Annotated in this window: 13 protein-coding genes; 8 read left to right on the forward strand and 5 right to left on the reverse strand. The window is 69.0% G+C overall.

Translation table 11 applies throughout. The features are described 5' to 3' along the window. Positions 1–8 precede the first annotated feature (8 nt). Positions 9–2,036 carry a sodium-translocating pyrophosphatase gene (locus tag J2Y70_RS05455; protein ID WP_309914301.1) on the reverse strand — a complete coding sequence of 676 codons (2,028 nt, stop codon included), beginning with the start codon at positions 2,034–2,036 and terminating at the stop codon, positions 9–11. Positions 2,037–2,317: 281 nt separating this feature from the next. Here J2Y70_RS05455 and J2Y70_RS05460 point away from each other — a divergent pair, with 281 nt between their 5' ends. Further along, positions 2,318–2,830: a hypothetical protein gene (locus J2Y70_RS05460; RefSeq protein ID WP_309914721.1), complete on the forward strand. Its 513-nt coding sequence runs from the start codon at positions 2,318–2,320 to the stop codon at positions 2,828–2,830. A gap of 131 nt (positions 2,831–2,961) precedes the next feature. On the opposite strand, the gene J2Y70_RS05465 is transcribed toward J2Y70_RS05460, so the two are convergent. After that, entirely contained in the window at positions 2,962–3,369 is a 408-nt protein-coding gene (locus J2Y70_RS05465; RefSeq protein WP_309914304.1) for a DUF6434 domain-containing protein, read from the reverse strand. A gap of 76 nt (positions 3,370–3,445) precedes the next feature. Further along, entirely contained in the window at positions 3,446–3,985 is a 540-nt protein-coding gene (locus tag J2Y70_RS05470) for a hypothetical protein (RefSeq protein WP_309914307.1), read from the reverse strand. Positions 3,986–4,122: 137 nt separating this feature from the next. Between J2Y70_RS05470 and J2Y70_RS05475 the strand changes: the two genes are divergently transcribed. Then, entirely contained in the window at positions 4,123–4,701 is a 579-nt protein-coding gene (locus J2Y70_RS05475) for a TetR/AcrR family transcriptional regulator (protein ID WP_263395632.1), read from the forward strand. A gap of 145 nt (positions 4,702–4,846) precedes the next feature. Here J2Y70_RS05475 and J2Y70_RS05480 read toward each other — a convergent pair whose 3' ends face one another. Further along, a complete protein-coding gene (locus J2Y70_RS05480; protein WP_309914311.1) occupies positions 4,847–6,106 on the reverse strand; it encodes a 6-phosphofructokinase in 1,260 nt (419 codons plus the stop codon). A 145-nt stretch (positions 6,107–6,251) separates the two neighbouring features. Between J2Y70_RS05480 and J2Y70_RS05485 the strand changes: the two genes are divergently transcribed. The 3 genes from J2Y70_RS05485 (at position 6,252) to J2Y70_RS05495 (ending at position 10,137) form a co-directional block, all read left to right on the forward strand. Continuing rightward, complete coding sequence (locus J2Y70_RS05485; RefSeq protein WP_309914313.1) at positions 6,252–6,815, forward strand: adenylate kinase; 564 nt, start codon at positions 6,252–6,254, stop codon at positions 6,813–6,815. A gap of 1,275 nt (positions 6,816–8,090) precedes the next feature. Next, on the forward strand, positions 8,091–9,530 hold the full coding sequence (gene mpl / locus J2Y70_RS05490) for a UDP-N-acetylmuramate:L-alanyl-gamma-D-glutamyl-meso-diaminopimelate ligase (protein ID WP_309914316.1): 1,440 nt from the start codon (positions 8,091–8,093) through the stop codon (positions 9,528–9,530). Positions 9,531–9,555: 25 nt separating this feature from the next. After that, on the forward strand, positions 9,556–10,137 hold the full coding sequence (locus J2Y70_RS05495) for an LON peptidase substrate-binding domain-containing protein (RefSeq protein WP_309914320.1): 582 nt from the start codon (positions 9,556–9,558) through the stop codon (positions 10,135–10,137). 219 nt (positions 10,138–10,356) lie between these two features. Here J2Y70_RS05495 and J2Y70_RS05500 read toward each other — a convergent pair whose 3' ends face one another. Next, the gene (locus tag J2Y70_RS05500; protein WP_263395627.1) at positions 10,357–12,372 is read right to left on the reverse strand and encodes a bifunctional DedA family/phosphatase PAP2 family protein; all 2,016 of its coding nucleotides are present in this window, start codon (positions 12,370–12,372) and stop codon (positions 10,357–10,359) included. 48 nt (positions 12,373–12,420) lie between these two features. Between J2Y70_RS05500 and J2Y70_RS05505 the strand changes: the two genes are divergently transcribed. From J2Y70_RS05505 to J2Y70_RS05515, 3 genes are all read left to right on the forward strand, one after another. After that, the gene (locus J2Y70_RS05505) at positions 12,421–13,086 is read left to right on the forward strand and encodes a serine/threonine-protein kinase (protein ID WP_263395626.1); all 666 of its coding nucleotides are present in this window, start codon (positions 12,421–12,423) and stop codon (positions 13,084–13,086) included. Positions 13,087–13,307: 221 nt separating this feature from the next. After that, the gene (locus tag J2Y70_RS05510) at positions 13,308–14,123 is read left to right on the forward strand and encodes an NAD(P)-dependent oxidoreductase (RefSeq protein ID WP_309914325.1); all 816 of its coding nucleotides are present in this window, start codon (positions 13,308–13,310) and stop codon (positions 14,121–14,123) included. A gap of 520 nt (positions 14,124–14,643) precedes the next feature. Next, positions 14,644–15,066, forward strand: coding sequence for a VOC family protein (locus J2Y70_RS05515; protein ID WP_263395624.1), 423 nt, complete (start codon positions 14,644–14,646; stop codon positions 15,064–15,066). The last annotated feature ends 1 nt before the right edge of the window (position 15,067 follow it).

The raw sequence follows: 15,067 nt of genomic DNA on the forward strand, positions 1-15,067 counted from the left end.
AACAGGGCCTACAGCAGCGGCACCATCAGCAACGCCACGATGTTGATGATCTTGATCAGCGGATTGATCGCCGGCCCGGCGGTGTCCTTGTACGGATCGCCGACGGTGTCGCCGGTGACCGCGGCCTTGTGCGCCTCGCTGCCCTTGCCGCCGAAATGGCCATCCTCGATGTACTTCTTGGCGTTGTCCCAGGCGCCGCCGCCGGTGGTCATCGAGATCGCCACGAACAGCCCGGTGACGATGGTGCCGATCAGCAGACCGCCGAGCGCGCGCGGGCCGAGCAGCAGCCCGACCACCACCGGCACTGCCACCGGCAGCAGCGACGGCACGATCATCTCGCGGATCGCCGAGCGGGTCAGCATGTCCACCGCACGGTCGTACTGCGGCTTGCCGGTGCCTTCCATGATGCCGGGGATCTCGCGGAACTGGCGCCGTACTTCCTCGACCACGGCGCCGGCGGCGCGGCCTACCGCTTCCATCGCCATCGCGCCGAACAGGTAGGGGATCAGGCCGCCGAGCAGCAGGCCGATGATCACCGTGTGGTCGGACAGGTCGAAGGCGAAGGTTTCGCCAGGATGCGCAGCGCGCAGGTTGTGCGTGTAGTCGGCAAACAGCACCAGCGCGGCCAGTGCGGCCGAGCCGATCGCATAGCCCTTGGTCACCGCCTTGGTGGTGTTGCCGACCGCGTCCAGCGGGTCGGTCACCGCGCGCACTTCCGGCGGCAGTTCAGCCATCTCGGCGATGCCGCCGGCGTTGTCGGTGATCGGCCCGTAGGCGTCGAGCGCGACGATCATGCCGGCCATCGACAGCATCGCCGTGGCGGCGATGGCGATGCCGTACAGGCCCGACAGCGCGAACGCGCCCCAGATCGCCGCACACACCGCGATCACCGGCAGCGCGGTGGATTTCATCGAGATGCCGAGCCCGGCGATGATGTTGGTGCCGTGGCCGGTGGTCGAGGCCTGCGCCACGTGCTGCACCGGCTTGTACTGGGTGCCGGTGTAGTACTCGGTGATCCATACGATCAATCCGGTCAGCACCAGGCCGATCAACGCGCAGCCGTAGAGCTTGGTCGCGCCAGCGGCGGTATCGCCCATCAATTGCTGGGTCACCGGCCAGAACGCCGCCGCGGCGAGCACCGCGGACACGATCACGCCCTTGTACAGCGCGCCCATGATCGAGCCGCCGGGGCGCACGCGCACGAAGAAGGTGCCGACGATCGAGGCGACGATCGACACGCCGCCGAGCACCAGCGGATACAGCACCGCGTTGCGACCGGCCTCGGCCGCCATCAGCCCGCCGAGCAGCATGGTGGCGATGACCGTGACCGCATAGGTCTCGAACAGGTCGGCGGCCATGCCCGCGCAGTCGCCGACGTTGTCGCCGACGTTGTCGGCGATCACCGCCGGGTTGCGCGGATCGTCCTCGGGGATGCCGGCCTCGACCTTGCCGACCAGGTCCGCGCCGACGTCGGCACCCTTGGTAAAGATGCCGCCGCCCAGCCGCGCGAAGATCGAGATCAGCGAACTGCCGAAGGCCAGGCCGACCAGCGCGTGCAGGCTTTCCTCGACGCTGCGCCCCAGCCATTGCAGCACGCCGTAGTAGCCGGCCACGCCGATCAGGCCGAGTCCGACCACCAGCATGCCGGTGATCGCGCCGCCGCGGAACGCCACGTCCATCGCCGGCCCCAGCCCGCGCCGCGCCGCCTCGGCGGTGCGCACGTTGGCGCGCACCGACAGGTTCATGCCGATGTAGCCGGCCACGCCCGACAGCACCGCACCGATGGCGAAACCGCCGGCGGTGTACCAGCTCAGGAAGAAGCCGACCAGCAGCAACAGCGCCACGCCGGCGATGGCGATGGTCTGGTACTGCCGGTTGAGATAGGCGCGGGCGCCTTCCTGGATCGCATCGGCGATCTGCCGCATGCGTTCGTTGCCGGCTGGCTGCGCCAGGATCCAGCGTGTGGACACGATGCCATAGAGTATTGCCAAGGCCGCGCACGCCAGTGCCACGGTGACCGCATATCGTTCCAGCATGACCCCTCCCAAGGATGTGGATGACGCCCAAGCGGTGGGACGTACAACGGGATCACACCGGAAGGAGTCTGAGGCATGCAACGACTCCGCGGCCGCAATGCGCCGGTGGTGCGTATCGCAATGTTCGACCTGGCTTGAACCGGACCGAGTATGCGCCCGGGTCCTGCCCATCGCCAGCGGCGGGCGCCTTGCCTGCCTTGGCGCCTCGTTCAGTCGGCGCGTGGCAGCGTTGCGCATCGCTTTCAAGGAGCAAGCCCATGCAATCGACGACCCCGGCGCGGATGCGCGCACTCGCTTCGACCCTGGCCCTGGGCCTGTGCGCCTGCGCGCCGTTGGCGATGGCCGCCGATCCGGTGCCCGAACTGCAGCGCCAGCCCGGTGCCGCGCAGGCGGTGGGCGTGGTGCACACGATCCGGCAGATTCCCGAGGCCTGCGTGCGTTTCGAAGGTGTGTACACCGGCGAGGCCGCGCAGCCCTACAAGTTTTCCGCGGTCCGCAGCAGCCCCACCTGCCAGCCGCGCGCCAAGCTGGTGGAGTTCGACCAGGCCAAGCCCAGCGAGGCGACGGGGTGGAAGTTCAACGATGTGATCCGCGTGCCCAGCGCGGCCTGCCCGTCGCAGCAGGCGGTGGTGCGGGTCTGGCGCAAGCCGGTGGCGACCAAGGCGGATCTGGACGGCCAGGGCCAGTCGCGGATCTATCTGGAAGAGGCGAAGAAGCAGGCGGCGGCCGGCGCGATCGCGCAGGTGCCGCAGTTCACCGCGCAGATGAAAGTGGAAGGGGCCGCCTGCCGCTGAGTCGGGTGCGTGGCGGCAGGCTTACGGGACGGCTGCCGTTGGGTGCTCGCGCGCATGGTGCTGACCATGCCATCCATGGGCATCGGTAGTGCCATGCGCTCGCATGGCTCGATGCGCAGGCTACCCCCGGCTCACCGCTCACCGCGTCGCTGGTGGCGGCCTGGCAACGCGTCTCTCAACCTGCTTCGCATGCTGCCGCTCACCGTCGTTGTTCGATCGGCGCATGGACCACGTGCGCCAGTGCAGGTTACCGAATCGATTCCAGCCCGTCGCGCCGTCGCCGCATCCATTCGTCGGCGACCTCGCCCATGTTCTTGGGCGGCGCCGTCCTTGATCCACGCCATGAAGGCGCGATCGAACTTGAACTCGGCCCCGCACGCGCCGGCGAGGAACCGGCGTACGGCCTGCGTATTCCGGTAGGTCTCGTCGACCGGCGTCGCGCGCGTGATCGGACCGTTGTGCCAATCGATGTCGATTCTGGTTCCTCGTCGTCGGTTCGCAGAGCGGATGCCGGTTGGCACGCGGCAGCGTAACCGCATCCTTCGCCGCGAATCCGTTGCGCTGTGCACCTGGACAAGAATTCTCCGAGCTGGCGGCGCGTTCTGGCGGGAGGCCTCAGGAACCCGAGGAGGCCGGACGCGGCTTGCGGAAGCTCAGCCACAGCGCGGAGAGCAAGAAATAGACGCCGCCGAATCCAGCGTAAGGCGCGAGCTGGGCGAGCGCCGGCGCAGTGCCGAACGACTGGACGACGAAGAAGATGCCGGCGAGCGCCGACTGGGCGCCGCTGACCATCATGAAGGCCTGGCCGCCGAGCTTGCGGCGGCGGATGCCAACGGCGAGCTGGAACAGGCCGGCCAGCAGCGCCCATGCACCGAAGACCAGGACGCCGCCGGCGTTGCCGTGCATCGCGAACGCGATCGCAATCGCGACGGCGGTGACGGCACTGACCACCGCGTTGAACGTCTGCCCGGGGTTGGCCTGGAGTCCGCCGCTGCGGCGCGCATCCAGAACGTTCGCGAGCGCATCCCAGGCCGGGTAGAACGCCAGCAGCGTTGCGGCGAGCGCCACGGGTGCGGGCGCGGAGAGAAGAACTGCGGCCACCCAGGCAAAAGCGACGCCAGCGCGCAGGAAGTAGAAGTTGCGAAGTGAGTTCATGGGGAGCGACCTTGAGGAATGTTTTAACCCTACTAGTAGGTAGATAAATAATCAATGAATTATATTTGGGGCTGCTGTAGAGGTCGTATGGGCTGATCTGGCTTGGGAGGCTACCTATCAGGTGGTAGAATCGCCTCATGACGACGACACAGCAGAAACTCATCGATTCGGCCCGTTACCTGATCCAGACGCGGGGTTACAACGGCTTCAGCTATGCCGACGTCGCCGAACAGGTGCAGGTGCGCAAGGCGAGCATTCACCACCACTTTCCTGCCAAGGCCGATCTGGCGCGGGCGGTGGTGGAGGAATCCCGCGCGCTGATCGTCGCGCAGACGCGAATGCTGGAAAGCGGTGTCTTCGATCCCGAGCAACAGCTCGGCTTCTACACCGGCTACTGGGAGAGGTGCATCGCCGACGCGTCCGCCCCGTTCTGCGTCGCCGGCATGCTCGCCAGCGAATTGCCCACCCTGCCCGACGATCTGGCCGAGCACGTGCGTGCGCATTTTCGCGACCTGTCGAACTGGCTGGAAATCGTGCTGACCAAGGGCGCGCAACTGGGCCGGTTCCAGCTGCAAGGCTCCGCCCGCCTGGAGGCGGCAGCGTTCATGTCGATCGTGTACGGCGCGATGCTCACCGCGCGCGCCTACGGCGAGCCGAAGGTATTCGCGGAGATCGTCCAGGGCGGTCTGAAGAAGCTCCTGCGCCAGCCGGACTGATGTCGCTCAGCACTCATCCGGCGCGTCGCGAATGCGATGGCTGGCGTCCGCGACCAGGCTTCACCGAAGCAGCACTGTTCTTCGGCGACAAGCGAAGCACGCTGATGGCCGAGTCCCGAGTCCCGAGTCCCGAGTCCCGCGCCCGTCAGCCCTCCCAGGCCGGCAACTTCTTCTTCACCGCCACGTTCTTCAGCGCCACGTACTTCGGCAGGCCGTCGTTGCGATCGTAGGGCGGATAGGCCTCGCCGCGGATCAGCGGCTGCAGGTAGCGGCGCGCCTTGTCGGTGATGCCGAAGCCGTCCTTGCGCAGGAACGCCGGCGGCATCTTCTTTTCGTGGTTGGCGATCTTGCTCAGCGGCGCGGCCTCGATCTTCCAGCGGTACGGGACATCGCTGCTGCGCACGATCACCGGCATCACCGCGTTCATGCCCTTCAGTGCGAATTGCACCGCGGCCTTGCCGGCGGCCTGCGCCTGCTCCCAGTCGGTCTTGGAGGCGATGTGGCGGGCTGAACGCTGCAGGTAGTCGGGCAGGGTCCAATGCACCTTGTAGCCGAGTTCGGCCTTGACCTTGCCGGCCAGATACGAGGCCACGCCGCCGAGCTGGCTGTGGCCGAACGCGTCGGTGCCGCCGCCGGCATCGGCGACGAAGCGCCCGTCGGCGGTCTGGATGCCTTCGCTGGCCACCACCACGCACCAGCCGACGTTGTCCACCACCTTGCGCACCTGCGCCAGGAATGCCGCTTCGTCGTAGGCGCGTTCGGGGAACAGGATGATCTGCGGCGCGTCGTCCGGCGACTGCGCGGCCAGTCCGGCCGCGGCGGCCAGCCAGCCGGCGTGGCGGCCCATCGCTTCGTAGACAAACACCTTGGTCGAGGTCTCGGCCATCGCCGCCACGTCCAGCGCCGCCTCGCGCACCGACACCGCGGTGTACTTGGCGGCCGAGCCGAAGCCGGGGCAGGTGTCGGTGACCGCCAAGTCGTTGTCGATGGTCTTGGGCACGCCGATGCAGTGCAGCGGGTAGCCGAAGGCCTCGGCCAGCTGCGACACCTTCCAGGCGGTATCGGCCGAGTCGTTGCCGCCGTTGTAGAGGAAGTAGCGCACGTCGTGCGCCTTGAACACCTCCAGCAGGCGCTCGTACTTGGCCCGGTCGGCCTCCAGCGACTTGAGCTTGTAGCGGCACGAGCCGAATGCGCCGCCGGGCGTGTGCGCCAGCGCGCGGATCGCCGCGGCCGACTCCTTGGAGGTGTCGATCAGCTCCTCGCGCAGCGCGCCGAGAATGCCGTTGCGCGCGGCCAGGACCTTGACCTTGCGCGCGCGCGCCTCGCCGATCACGGCGGCGGCGCTGGCATTGATGACGGCGGTGACGCCGCCGGATTGGGCGTACAGCAGGGTGCCTTGGGCCATGGTCGGGGCTCGCTCCTGGGGTGGGGACATTGCCGGGACATTGCCCGGATGCGGTAAGCTGGGGAAATTGCGGTACAGCGCAGGCGTGGCCCCCGAGTCTAACGCCGCCGGCCGCGCACGGTAATTTCCTCGAGGAGTCAGGTTGATGCGATTGGTTCTGTTGGGACCGCCCGGATCGGGCAAGGGCACGCAGGCGGCCCGCCTGAAGGACAAGCTGCAGATTCCGCACATTTCCACCGGCGATCTGCTGCGCGCCGAAGTCGCCGCCGGCACCGCGCTGGGCGTGCAGGCCAAGGAAGTGATGGCGCGCGGCGACCTGGTTTCCGACGACATCCTGCTCGGCATGCTCGAATCGCGCCTGGGCCGCGACGACGTCGCCAACGGCTTCATCCTCGACGGCTATCCGCGCAACCTGGCCCAGGCCTCGGCGCTGGACGAACTGCTGGCCAAGATCGGCCAGCCGCTGGACGCGGTGGTGCAGCTGGACGTGGCCACCGAACTGCTGGTCGAGCGCATCGCCGGCCGCGCCAAGGCCGAAGGCCGCGAAGACGACAATCCCGAGTCGGTGCGCAAGCGCCTGCAGGTGTACAACGATTCGACCGCGCCGGTGATCGGCTTCTACGACAAGCGCGGCACCCTGGCGCGCGTGGACGGCGTCGGCTCGCAGGATGACGTGCTGGCCCGCATTCTGGCGTCGATCGGCCGCTGAGGCGGCCTGTGCCGGGCGGCCGCCTCGATGCGGCGCTCGGCACGAATGCTCCCGGGCCGATCCCGGAGGTACTGCGCAGGCTGCGGCATCTGGCCTGGTGCACCGTAGGAGGGGCTTGAGCCCCGAGCTTATCCGTCGCCGGAAGGCTCGTTGCTGCGCTCGTCGCGGCTGAAACCGCTCCTACAGGAGGCTCGCGTTTCGCTGGGCGGGTGCACTGTAGAGGGGCTTTCGCGTCGACCGTATCCGTCGCCGGCACGTCCGCCGCTGCGCTCGTCGCCGTTGAAACCGCTCTTGCAAGCGCCGCGCGCTTCGCTGGCTGGGTGCAGTGTGGGAGGGGCTTCAGCCCCGACGCAGTCCTGCCCGAATACTGCGCGGTCCGCCGCTGTGCTCGTCGCGACTGAAGTCGCTCCCACAGCAGGGGCTAGCGGCCAGTTCGCTGGGTGTACTGGCTAGGTGCACTGTAGGAGGGACTTCAGTCCCGACGCTGTCCTGTCCAATACTGCGCGGCCTGCCGCTGCGCTCGTCGTGCCTGAAGTCGCTTCCACAGAAAGCTGGCGGCCAGTCGGCTGGGTGCACTATAGGAGTGACTTCAGTCCCAACGCATTGCGCCGCCGGAAGTGCCCCACTTCGCTCGTCGCGGCTGAAGCCGCTCCTGCAGGGACGTGCGGCAAGCTAACTGGGTGCACTGTAGGAGGGGCTTCAGCCCCGACAGGCTGTGTCCGAAGTCTGCACCTCTCACACTTCGCTCGTCGCGATTGAAGCCGCTCCTGCAAGGGATAAGGACGTAAGGCAGGCGTGTGCGGGGTGCGCGCAGCGCTCAAGCCCGCCAGGCGTCGTCCTAACTTCGGCTGCCGCGCGTCCGCGCCATGTCGTCGGCGAACCGCATTCTGCGCAAGATTCAACGTCATCCGGCGCCAGCAGTGGGCCAAGCCCAAATCCATGCCTCCCGCCACGCGTGGACGCGGGCGGGAGGCCGGAACCGTCAGGTGCCAGCGAACGGGCTTGCTCAGGGCCCCGCAACATGAGCTCCCTTGGGGATGGCCTCTTGGGGAGTAGGACCGCAGGGTGCTGCGGCTGGCCTGTTCATTTTCGATGTCGGCTCCCGACTTGCCTATCGGGAGTTTTCTGCAGGGGGTGTGGGGAATTCCCTACTTGACGCGGTTGCCATCCGCATGCACTCGGTGGCCCGCGCGGCCTTGCCGATGCTGGGCGGCGGCGGGTCCTGCCGCCGTCGCGCCGGTTTGCGCGCGCCGGGGGATCGGCGACAATCGGCGCATGAGCAAGATCCATATTCTCGGCATCGCCGGTACGTTCATGGGCGGTGTCGCCGCGCTGGCGCGCGAACTCGGCCATGCGGTCGAGGGCAGCGACCAGGCGATCTATCCGCCGATGTCCACGCAACTGGAGCACCTCGGCATCGCGCTGAAGCAGGGCTATCTGCCCGAGCACATCGGCGCCGATTGCGAGCAGGTGATCGTCGGCAATGCGCTGTCGCGCGGCAACGCCGCGGTCGAGGCGGTGCTGGATGCCGGCCGCGCCTATACCTCCGGCGCGCAGTGGCTGAGCGAGCAGGTGCTGCCCGGGCGCGACACGCTGGCGGTGGCCGGCACCCACGGCAAGACCACCACCACCAGCATCCTCACCTGGCTGCTGCAGGCGGCCGGCCGCGAGCCGGGCTTCCTGATCGGTGGCGTGGCCGAGGATTTCGGCGTGTCCGCGCGGCTGGGCCGCACCGCGTCCCCGGCCGCCGCCGCGAACGCGACCGCAACCGCCGCCAGCGGCGCGAACGGCGAAGGCGCGACCGCGGCGCAGCGGCCGCTGTTCGTGGTCGAGGCCGACGAGTACGACACCGCGTTCTTCGACAAGCGCAGCAAGTTCGTGCACTACCGGCCGCTGGTGGCGATCCTCAACAACCTCGAATACGACCACGCCGACATCTTCCCCGATGTGGCCGCCATCCAGCGCCAGTTCCATCACCTGGTGCGCACCGTGCCGCGGCGCGGGCGACTGATCGTCAACGGCGAGGACGCGCATCTGCGCGAGGTGCTGGCGATGGGCTGCTGGACGCCGGTGGAGCGCTTCGGTTTCGATCCGGCGTTCGAGTGGAGCGCACGCGCGCTGGCCGCCGACGGCAGCCACTTCGCGGTGTTGCACCACGGCCAGGAACTGGGCGAAGTGCGCTGGCCGCTGCTCGGCCGGCACAACGTGATGAACGCGCTGGCGGCGCTGGCCGCGGCGCACGCGGTCGGCGTGGCGCCGGCGCAGGTGATGCCGGCGCTGGCGCGGTTCCGCAGCGTCAAGCGGCGCATGGAGGTGATCGGGCAGGCGCAGGGCATCACCGTCTACGACGATTTCGCGCATCACCCCACCGCGATCCGCACCACCCTGGAAGGCCTGCGCGCCAAGGTCGGCGCGGCGCGCATCGTGGTGGCGATGGAGCCGCGCAGCAATTCGATGCGCCTGGGCGCGCACGCGCAGGCGCTGGCGCCGGCGCTGGACGCGGCCGATGCGGTGGTGTTCCTGCAGCGGCCGGAACTGGCCTGGGACGCCGCCAAGGTGATCGCCACGGTGCGCGGGCAGGCCTGTGCCGCCGCGGACGTGGAGGCGTTGCTGGCGGCGCTGCAGGCGCAGGCGCGGGCCGGCGACCATGTGGTGTTCATGTCCAATGGCGGTTTCGACGGCGCGCCGCGGCGCTTCCTGGCGGCGCTGCAGTGAGCGTGCGGCACGACGGAGCGTGCGCATGAGCGAGGAGCGCAGCACGCTGCCGCTGTTCCCGCTGCACGCGGTGCTGCTGCCGGGTGCGTCGATCAAGCTGCGTGTGTTCGAACGCCGCTACCTGGACATGGTGCGCGAATGCGGCCGCAACGACAGCGGCTTCGGCGTGTGCCTGATCCTGGAGGGCACCGAGACCGGCACGCCGGCAGTGCCGGCGGCCTACGGCACCGAGGCGCGCATCGCCGATTTCGACGTCGGCGCCGATGGCGTGCTGGTGCTGAGCCTGCGCGGCGGGCGCCGCTTCCACGTGCTGCGCAGCCGCGTGCGCGACAACGGCCTGGTGGTCGGCGACGTGCACTGGCGCGAGCCGGACGAGGACGACGAGTTGCAGCCGCAACACGCGTTGTTGTCGACCGTGCTGGACAGCATCCTCGACCAGGCCGCCGACGTGTACCCGGTGGCCGGCCCGCGCCTGCTCGACCAGGCGGCCTGGGTCGGCTGGCGCCTGGCCGAACTGCTGCCGCTGGACGAGCGCCAGCGGCTGGCACTGCTGCAGGAAGACGATCCGCACGAGCGGCTGGAGCAGTTGCTGGGGTGGATACCCTGAGGGCTGGGATTCGGGATTGGGGATTGGCGGTTCAGCCGCGACATGCGCCATCGCGACCGGGTCGTTCCACACCATGGCACCGAACGTGTAGGTGCGACGCAAGGTGGCCTTGATCATCGGGCGTAACAGGTTTGTTGGTAGTGCCTGTCGCGACTGAAGTCGCTCCTACATGGCTTCGCTACACGACCCTGGCGGTAAACGGCTGAAGAAGGGGACGCGTTACTCGGCCTCCACCGGCGCCTCGCCCTCGCTGCGCACCAGCAGCACCGGCACATCCGACGGGCGGTGCATGTCCTTGCGCGTGGGCAGCGCGCTCAGCGCCTCGGTGACCGCGTTGAGCGCCGGGTCGGCGCCGCGCAGCGGGCGCCACAGGCCGATCAGGTTGAAGTGCCGTTCGTAGCGCAGGCTCTGCGCGCTGCCCAGCCACAGCGGCACGTTGCCCGGTTGCAGCCGCGCCGGTGCCGGCCACAGGCGCAGCGCATAGAGTTCGCCGGGGCGCGGGCCGCTGCGCAGCATCAGCAGCGATTCCACCTGGGTGTCCAGCGTCGCCGGCAGCACCGGGACCTGTTCGGCCTGGGCCTTGTAGTCGAGCAACTGCAGCGCCTGCTGCCAGCCGGCCTGCGTCTGCACGCGCCAGCCGGCGGCCTGGAGCTGGCGCTGCAGCGGCGCCAATGGCCCGGCCACCTGCAGGTCCAGCGGCCAGCGCTGGCTGTCGTCGAACTCGTTGCGCCGCGACGGCAGCAGGCGCCATTCGTCCCGCCACCACGCGCTCGCCGCCAGATCCATGCGCACCGGCGGCGGCGGTTCGAACTTGGCCAGCTTGCGCTCCAGGTCACGCGGCGCATACCACAGTGCCGCGGCGACGAAGCCGCCGTAGAACAGCCACGCCAGCGGCTTCATCCAGAACGAGCGGTTGAAGCGGCGGCGGTAGGCGATGCCCAGCACCAGCAGCCAGAAGATGCCGAACAGCATGCCGCCGACCACGTCGCTGAGCCAATGCGCGCCCAGGTACAGGCGGGCGAAGCCGATCAGCGTCACCAGCACGCCCGACAGCAGGTACGGCCACACCCGCGAGCGCCCGGGCAGTTCGCGGGCGATCAGCACGGCGAAGAAGCCGAAGCTGATCGTGGCCATGGTCACCGCCACCGACGGGAAGCCGAAGCCGCTGCTGGCCGCCGGCGGGCGCACCACGTGCACGGTGGTGCCGAGCAGCTTGGTCAGGGCCAGGCCGAAGGCCAGCGCCGCCAGCCAGTGCGCCGCGGCCATCCAGCGCTGGCGCCAGATCAGGTAGACCAAGCCGAGCGTGGTGGCCGGCACCAGCACCTGCCAGTCGCCGAGCGAGGCCAGCGCGGTCATCGGGTAGTCGGCCAGCGGGTTGCGCAGCGCCAGCATCAGGTCGTGCACGGCCAGGTCCAGCGACAGCGGCTCGCCGTGGCCCACCACCACCATCAGCAGCGCGAACCAGCCCCAACCCAGCGCCAGCAGCATCACCGCCAGCATCGCCAGCGGCACCGATTCGCGCCGTTGCGGATCGAACACCGCGATCGGATAGCGGCCCAGCAGCGGGTGCCGGCGCGACCAGTCCAGGCCGCGCGCCAGCAGCGCGTCCATGTGCCCGGCCGACCAGCGATAGCCGTACAGCACGATCGCCCACACCAGCCCCAGCGCCAGCACCAGCAGGCCCAGCACCAGGAACAGGCGCCCGGCGACCGCGGCGACCGCGTCGTAGGCCTGGCCGAGCAGCCAGCCCGGGCCCAGGAACAGCAGCGCCCAGGTCACCGCGGCGACGCTGCTGGCGAGGAAATAGCGGCGCAACGGCATCTTCATCATGCCGGCCACGGCCGGCACGAACGGACGGATCGCGCCGACGTAGCGCGCGATCAGGATGCTCTTGAAGGCGTTGCGGCGGAACATCGTTTCGCCGCGGTCCAGCAGCTGCGGATAGCGCCGGAACGGCCAGTAGTTGCGCAGCTGGTGGCCCCAGCGATGGCCGACCCAGTAGCTGAGCGCGTCGCCGGCCAGCGCGCCGAGGGCGGCGCTGACCACCGCGTACGGACCGGAAATCTGGCCCAGGCCGATCAGCACGCCGATCGCGAACAGCAGCGGCAGCGCCGGCACGATCGTGCCCAGCACGATCACCGCGTCGCAGAACGCGATCGCGAAGATGACCGCGCCGGCCAGGAGGGGATGCGCTGCGACCCACTCCAGCGTGGCGTCGATCCATGATGCATTCATGGGGGGATTATAAGTGGGCGAGCATGGCGATCCGCTTAAACTGGGGCGATGACACGCGCGCCGGCCGCCTCCACCCAGATCCTCAAGTCCGACAGCTTCGGGCGCATCCTGCTGGTGCGCGACGGTGGCGCGGGCGTGTTCGTGCGCCGCGACCTGACCGCCGCGCCGTGGTGGCTGCGGCTGCCGGCCTGGTGGCTGGCGCGGCGCGAGGCGCGGGCATTGCAGCAGCTGTCCGGCATGGCGGCGACGCCGCAGCTGCGCGGCTGGGACGGCACCTTCCTGGACCGCAGCTACCTGGCCGGCGACGCGATGTACCAGCGTCCGCCGCGCGGCGACCTGGCCTATTTCCGCGCCGCGCGGCGCCTGCTGCAGCAGGTGCACCGGCGCGGCGTGGCACACAACGATCTGGCCAAGGAAGCCAACTGGCTGGTGCTGGAGGACGGCAGCCCGGCGCTGATCGACTTCCAACTGGCGGTGCGCGGTGCGCCGCGCGCGCGCTGGATGCGGCTGCTGGCGCGCGAGGACCTGCGCCACCTGCTCAAGCACAAGCGCATGTATTGCCGGCACGCACTGACCCCGGTCGAACTGCGCCTGCTCAAGCGCCACTCCTGGGTGCGCGAACTGTGGTTCGCCACCGGCAAGCCGGTCTACCGGTTCGTGACCCGGCGCCTGCTCAAGTGGGAAGACAACGAGGGGCAGGGGCCGAAGCCCTGAGAGGCCGGGATTGGGGATTTGGGATTCGGGATTGGTAACGGCGCGTGGCTGTGGCTGCGGATTTTCCTGGCAGGGCAGCAGGGTCTTGAGTTGGGGAGTTTCCGAACCTCCTGAGGGCTTGGGATTGGGGATTCGGGATTGGTAGGCGTTTGGTTGTCTGGGTTGCCCCAGGCCACAAGCGCTAAGCTGCGACGAATCTCCAATCCCGAATCCCCAATCCCATGACGTTGCAAGGCAAAACCCTGTTCATCACCGGCGCCTCGCGCGGCATCGGCCTGGCGATCGCGCTGCGTGCGGCGCGCGATGGCGCCAACGTGGCGATCGCGGCCAAGTCGGCGGTGCCCAATCCGAAGCTGCCCGGCACCATCCACAGCGCGGCGGCGGCGGTCGAGGCGGCCGGTGGGCGCGGCCTGGCGCTGAAGTGCGACATCCGCGAGGAGGAGCAGGTGCGCGCGGCGGTGGCGGCCACGGTCGAGGCGTTCGGCGGCATCGACATCCTGGTCAACAACGCCAGCGCGATCTGGCTGCGCGGCGCGCTGGACACGCCGATGAAGCGCTTCGACCTGATGCAGCAGGTCAATGCGCGCGGCAGTTTCCTGTGCGCGCAGGCCTGCCTGCCGCATCTGTTGCGCAGCGCCAATCCGCACATCCTGACCCTGGCGCCGCCGCCGTCGCTGGATCCGAAATGGTGGGCGCCGCACGCCGGCTACACGCTGGCCAAGATGGGCATGAGCTTCGTGACCCTGGGCCTGGCCGGCGAATTCGGGCCGCAGGGCGTGGCGGTCAATGCGCTGTGGCCGCGCACGCTGATCGCCACCGAGGCGCTGAACATGATCCCGGGCGTCAGCGCAGGCAACGGGCGCCGTCCGGAGATCATGGCCGACGCGGCGTATGCGCTGCTGACCCGGCCGGCGGCGGGGTTCCATGGCCAGTTCCTGATCGACGACGAGGTGCTGGCCGCGGCCGGGGTGACCGACCTGTCCGCTTATGCGCTGGATCCGTCGCAGCCATTGCTGCCGGACCTGTTCCTGGATTGATTGCGCCGGCATGCGCCGGGGCGGCAAGACGGCATGGACCAGGCAGGAGCCGTGCGGTGGCGATGCGCGGCGTGCTGGCGCATCTGTCTGCAGGAGGGGGTTCAACCTTGGAGTGCGCCGCCGGTAGGTTCACCGATGCGTTCGTGGCGACTGCTCATTGCGACGACGGCCGGGTCGTTCGGATTCACCTCCGCGGTCCTCGGGGCGAGCTGACCGGTCCCCTGTAGGAGGGGCTTCAGCCCCGACCGATCCCATCCGCAGCCTGGAGGCTCCGCATTCTTTCGCCGCGCTGGATGATCTGAGGCCACCGTGTTCTCCGGCAGGAACTGCGTGCGCAGATGGTTGGAAAAAGCCCTGGAGAGGCTGACGTCGAGCGCTGCCATGCATACCAGCCGCGCCTGCCGCTCGCCGCGCATGCCCGCGCCTGCACGCCGCGGGCGCTACCCTATGCGCTTGTGCGGGATCCCTGCCGTAGCGTCTGCCGATCCTGCCGTTTCCCCCACTCACTGGAGTTGTCGCCATGAAATACCTGCACGCCATGATCCGCGTCCACGACCTGGAGAAGACCAGCAAGTTCTTCACCGAAGGCCTGGGCCTGCACGAGACCCGCCGCATCGACAATGAAGCCGGCAAGTTCACCCTGGTGTACTTCGGCGCGCCGGAGAACCCGGAAGCCGAAGTCGAACTGACCTACAACTGGGGCTCGGACGAGGACTACGGCAGCGCGCGCAACTTCGGCCACCTGGCGTTCGAGGTCGACGACATCTACGCGACGTGCGCGCACCTGCAGGCGCAGGGCATCGTCATCAACCGCCCGCCGCGCGACGGGCGCATGGCCTTCGTGCGCAGCCCGGACCTGATCTCGATCGAACTGCTGCAGAAGGGCGCGGCGCTGGCCCCGGCCGAACCGTGGGCGTCGATGCCGAACACCGGCGTGTGGTGAG

Source organism: Xanthomonas sp. 1678 (genome assembly GCF_031455575.1).
In the GTDB taxonomy this organism is placed as follows: Bacteria; Pseudomonadota; Gammaproteobacteria; order Xanthomonadales; family Xanthomonadaceae; genus Xanthomonas_A.

Excerpts from the sequence above, each read along its gene's own strand:
- J2Y70_RS05455 (WP_309914301.1), bottom strand. The coding sequence starts at position 2,036 with ATGCTGGAACGATATGCGGTCACCGTGGCACTGGCGTGCGCGGCCTTG.
- J2Y70_RS05460 (WP_309914721.1), top strand. The coding sequence starts at position 2,318 with ATGCGCGCACTCGCTTCGACCCTGGCCCTGGGCCTGTGCGCCTGCGCG.
- J2Y70_RS05465 (WP_309914304.1), bottom strand. The coding sequence starts at position 3,369 with ATGCGGTTACGCTGCCGCGTGCCAACCGGCATCCGCTCTGCGAACCGA.
- J2Y70_RS05470 (WP_309914307.1), bottom strand. The coding sequence starts at position 3,985 with ATGAACTCACTTCGCAACTTCTACTTCCTGCGCGCTGGCGTCGCTTTT.
- J2Y70_RS05475 (WP_263395632.1), top strand. The coding sequence starts at position 4,123 with ATGACGACGACACAGCAGAAACTCATCGATTCGGCCCGTTACCTGATC.
- J2Y70_RS05480 (WP_309914311.1), bottom strand. The coding sequence starts at position 6,106 with ATGGCCCAAGGCACCCTGCTGTACGCCCAATCCGGCGGCGTCACCGCC.
- J2Y70_RS05485 (WP_309914313.1), top strand. The coding sequence starts at position 6,252 with ATGCGATTGGTTCTGTTGGGACCGCCCGGATCGGGCAAGGGCACGCAG.
- mpl (WP_309914316.1), top strand. The coding sequence starts at position 8,091 with ATGAGCAAGATCCATATTCTCGGCATCGCCGGTACGTTCATGGGCGGT.
- J2Y70_RS05495 (WP_309914320.1), top strand. The coding sequence starts at position 9,556 with ATGAGCGAGGAGCGCAGCACGCTGCCGCTGTTCCCGCTGCACGCGGTG.
- J2Y70_RS05500 (WP_263395627.1), bottom strand. The coding sequence starts at position 12,372 with ATGAATGCATCATGGATCGACGCCACGCTGGAGTGGGTCGCAGCGCAT.
- J2Y70_RS05505 (WP_263395626.1), top strand. The coding sequence starts at position 12,421 with ATGACACGCGCGCCGGCCGCCTCCACCCAGATCCTCAAGTCCGACAGC.
- J2Y70_RS05510 (WP_309914325.1), top strand. The coding sequence starts at position 13,308 with ATGACGTTGCAAGGCAAAACCCTGTTCATCACCGGCGCCTCGCGCGGC.
- J2Y70_RS05515 (WP_263395624.1), top strand. The coding sequence starts at position 14,644 with ATGAAATACCTGCACGCCATGATCCGCGTCCACGACCTGGAGAAGACC.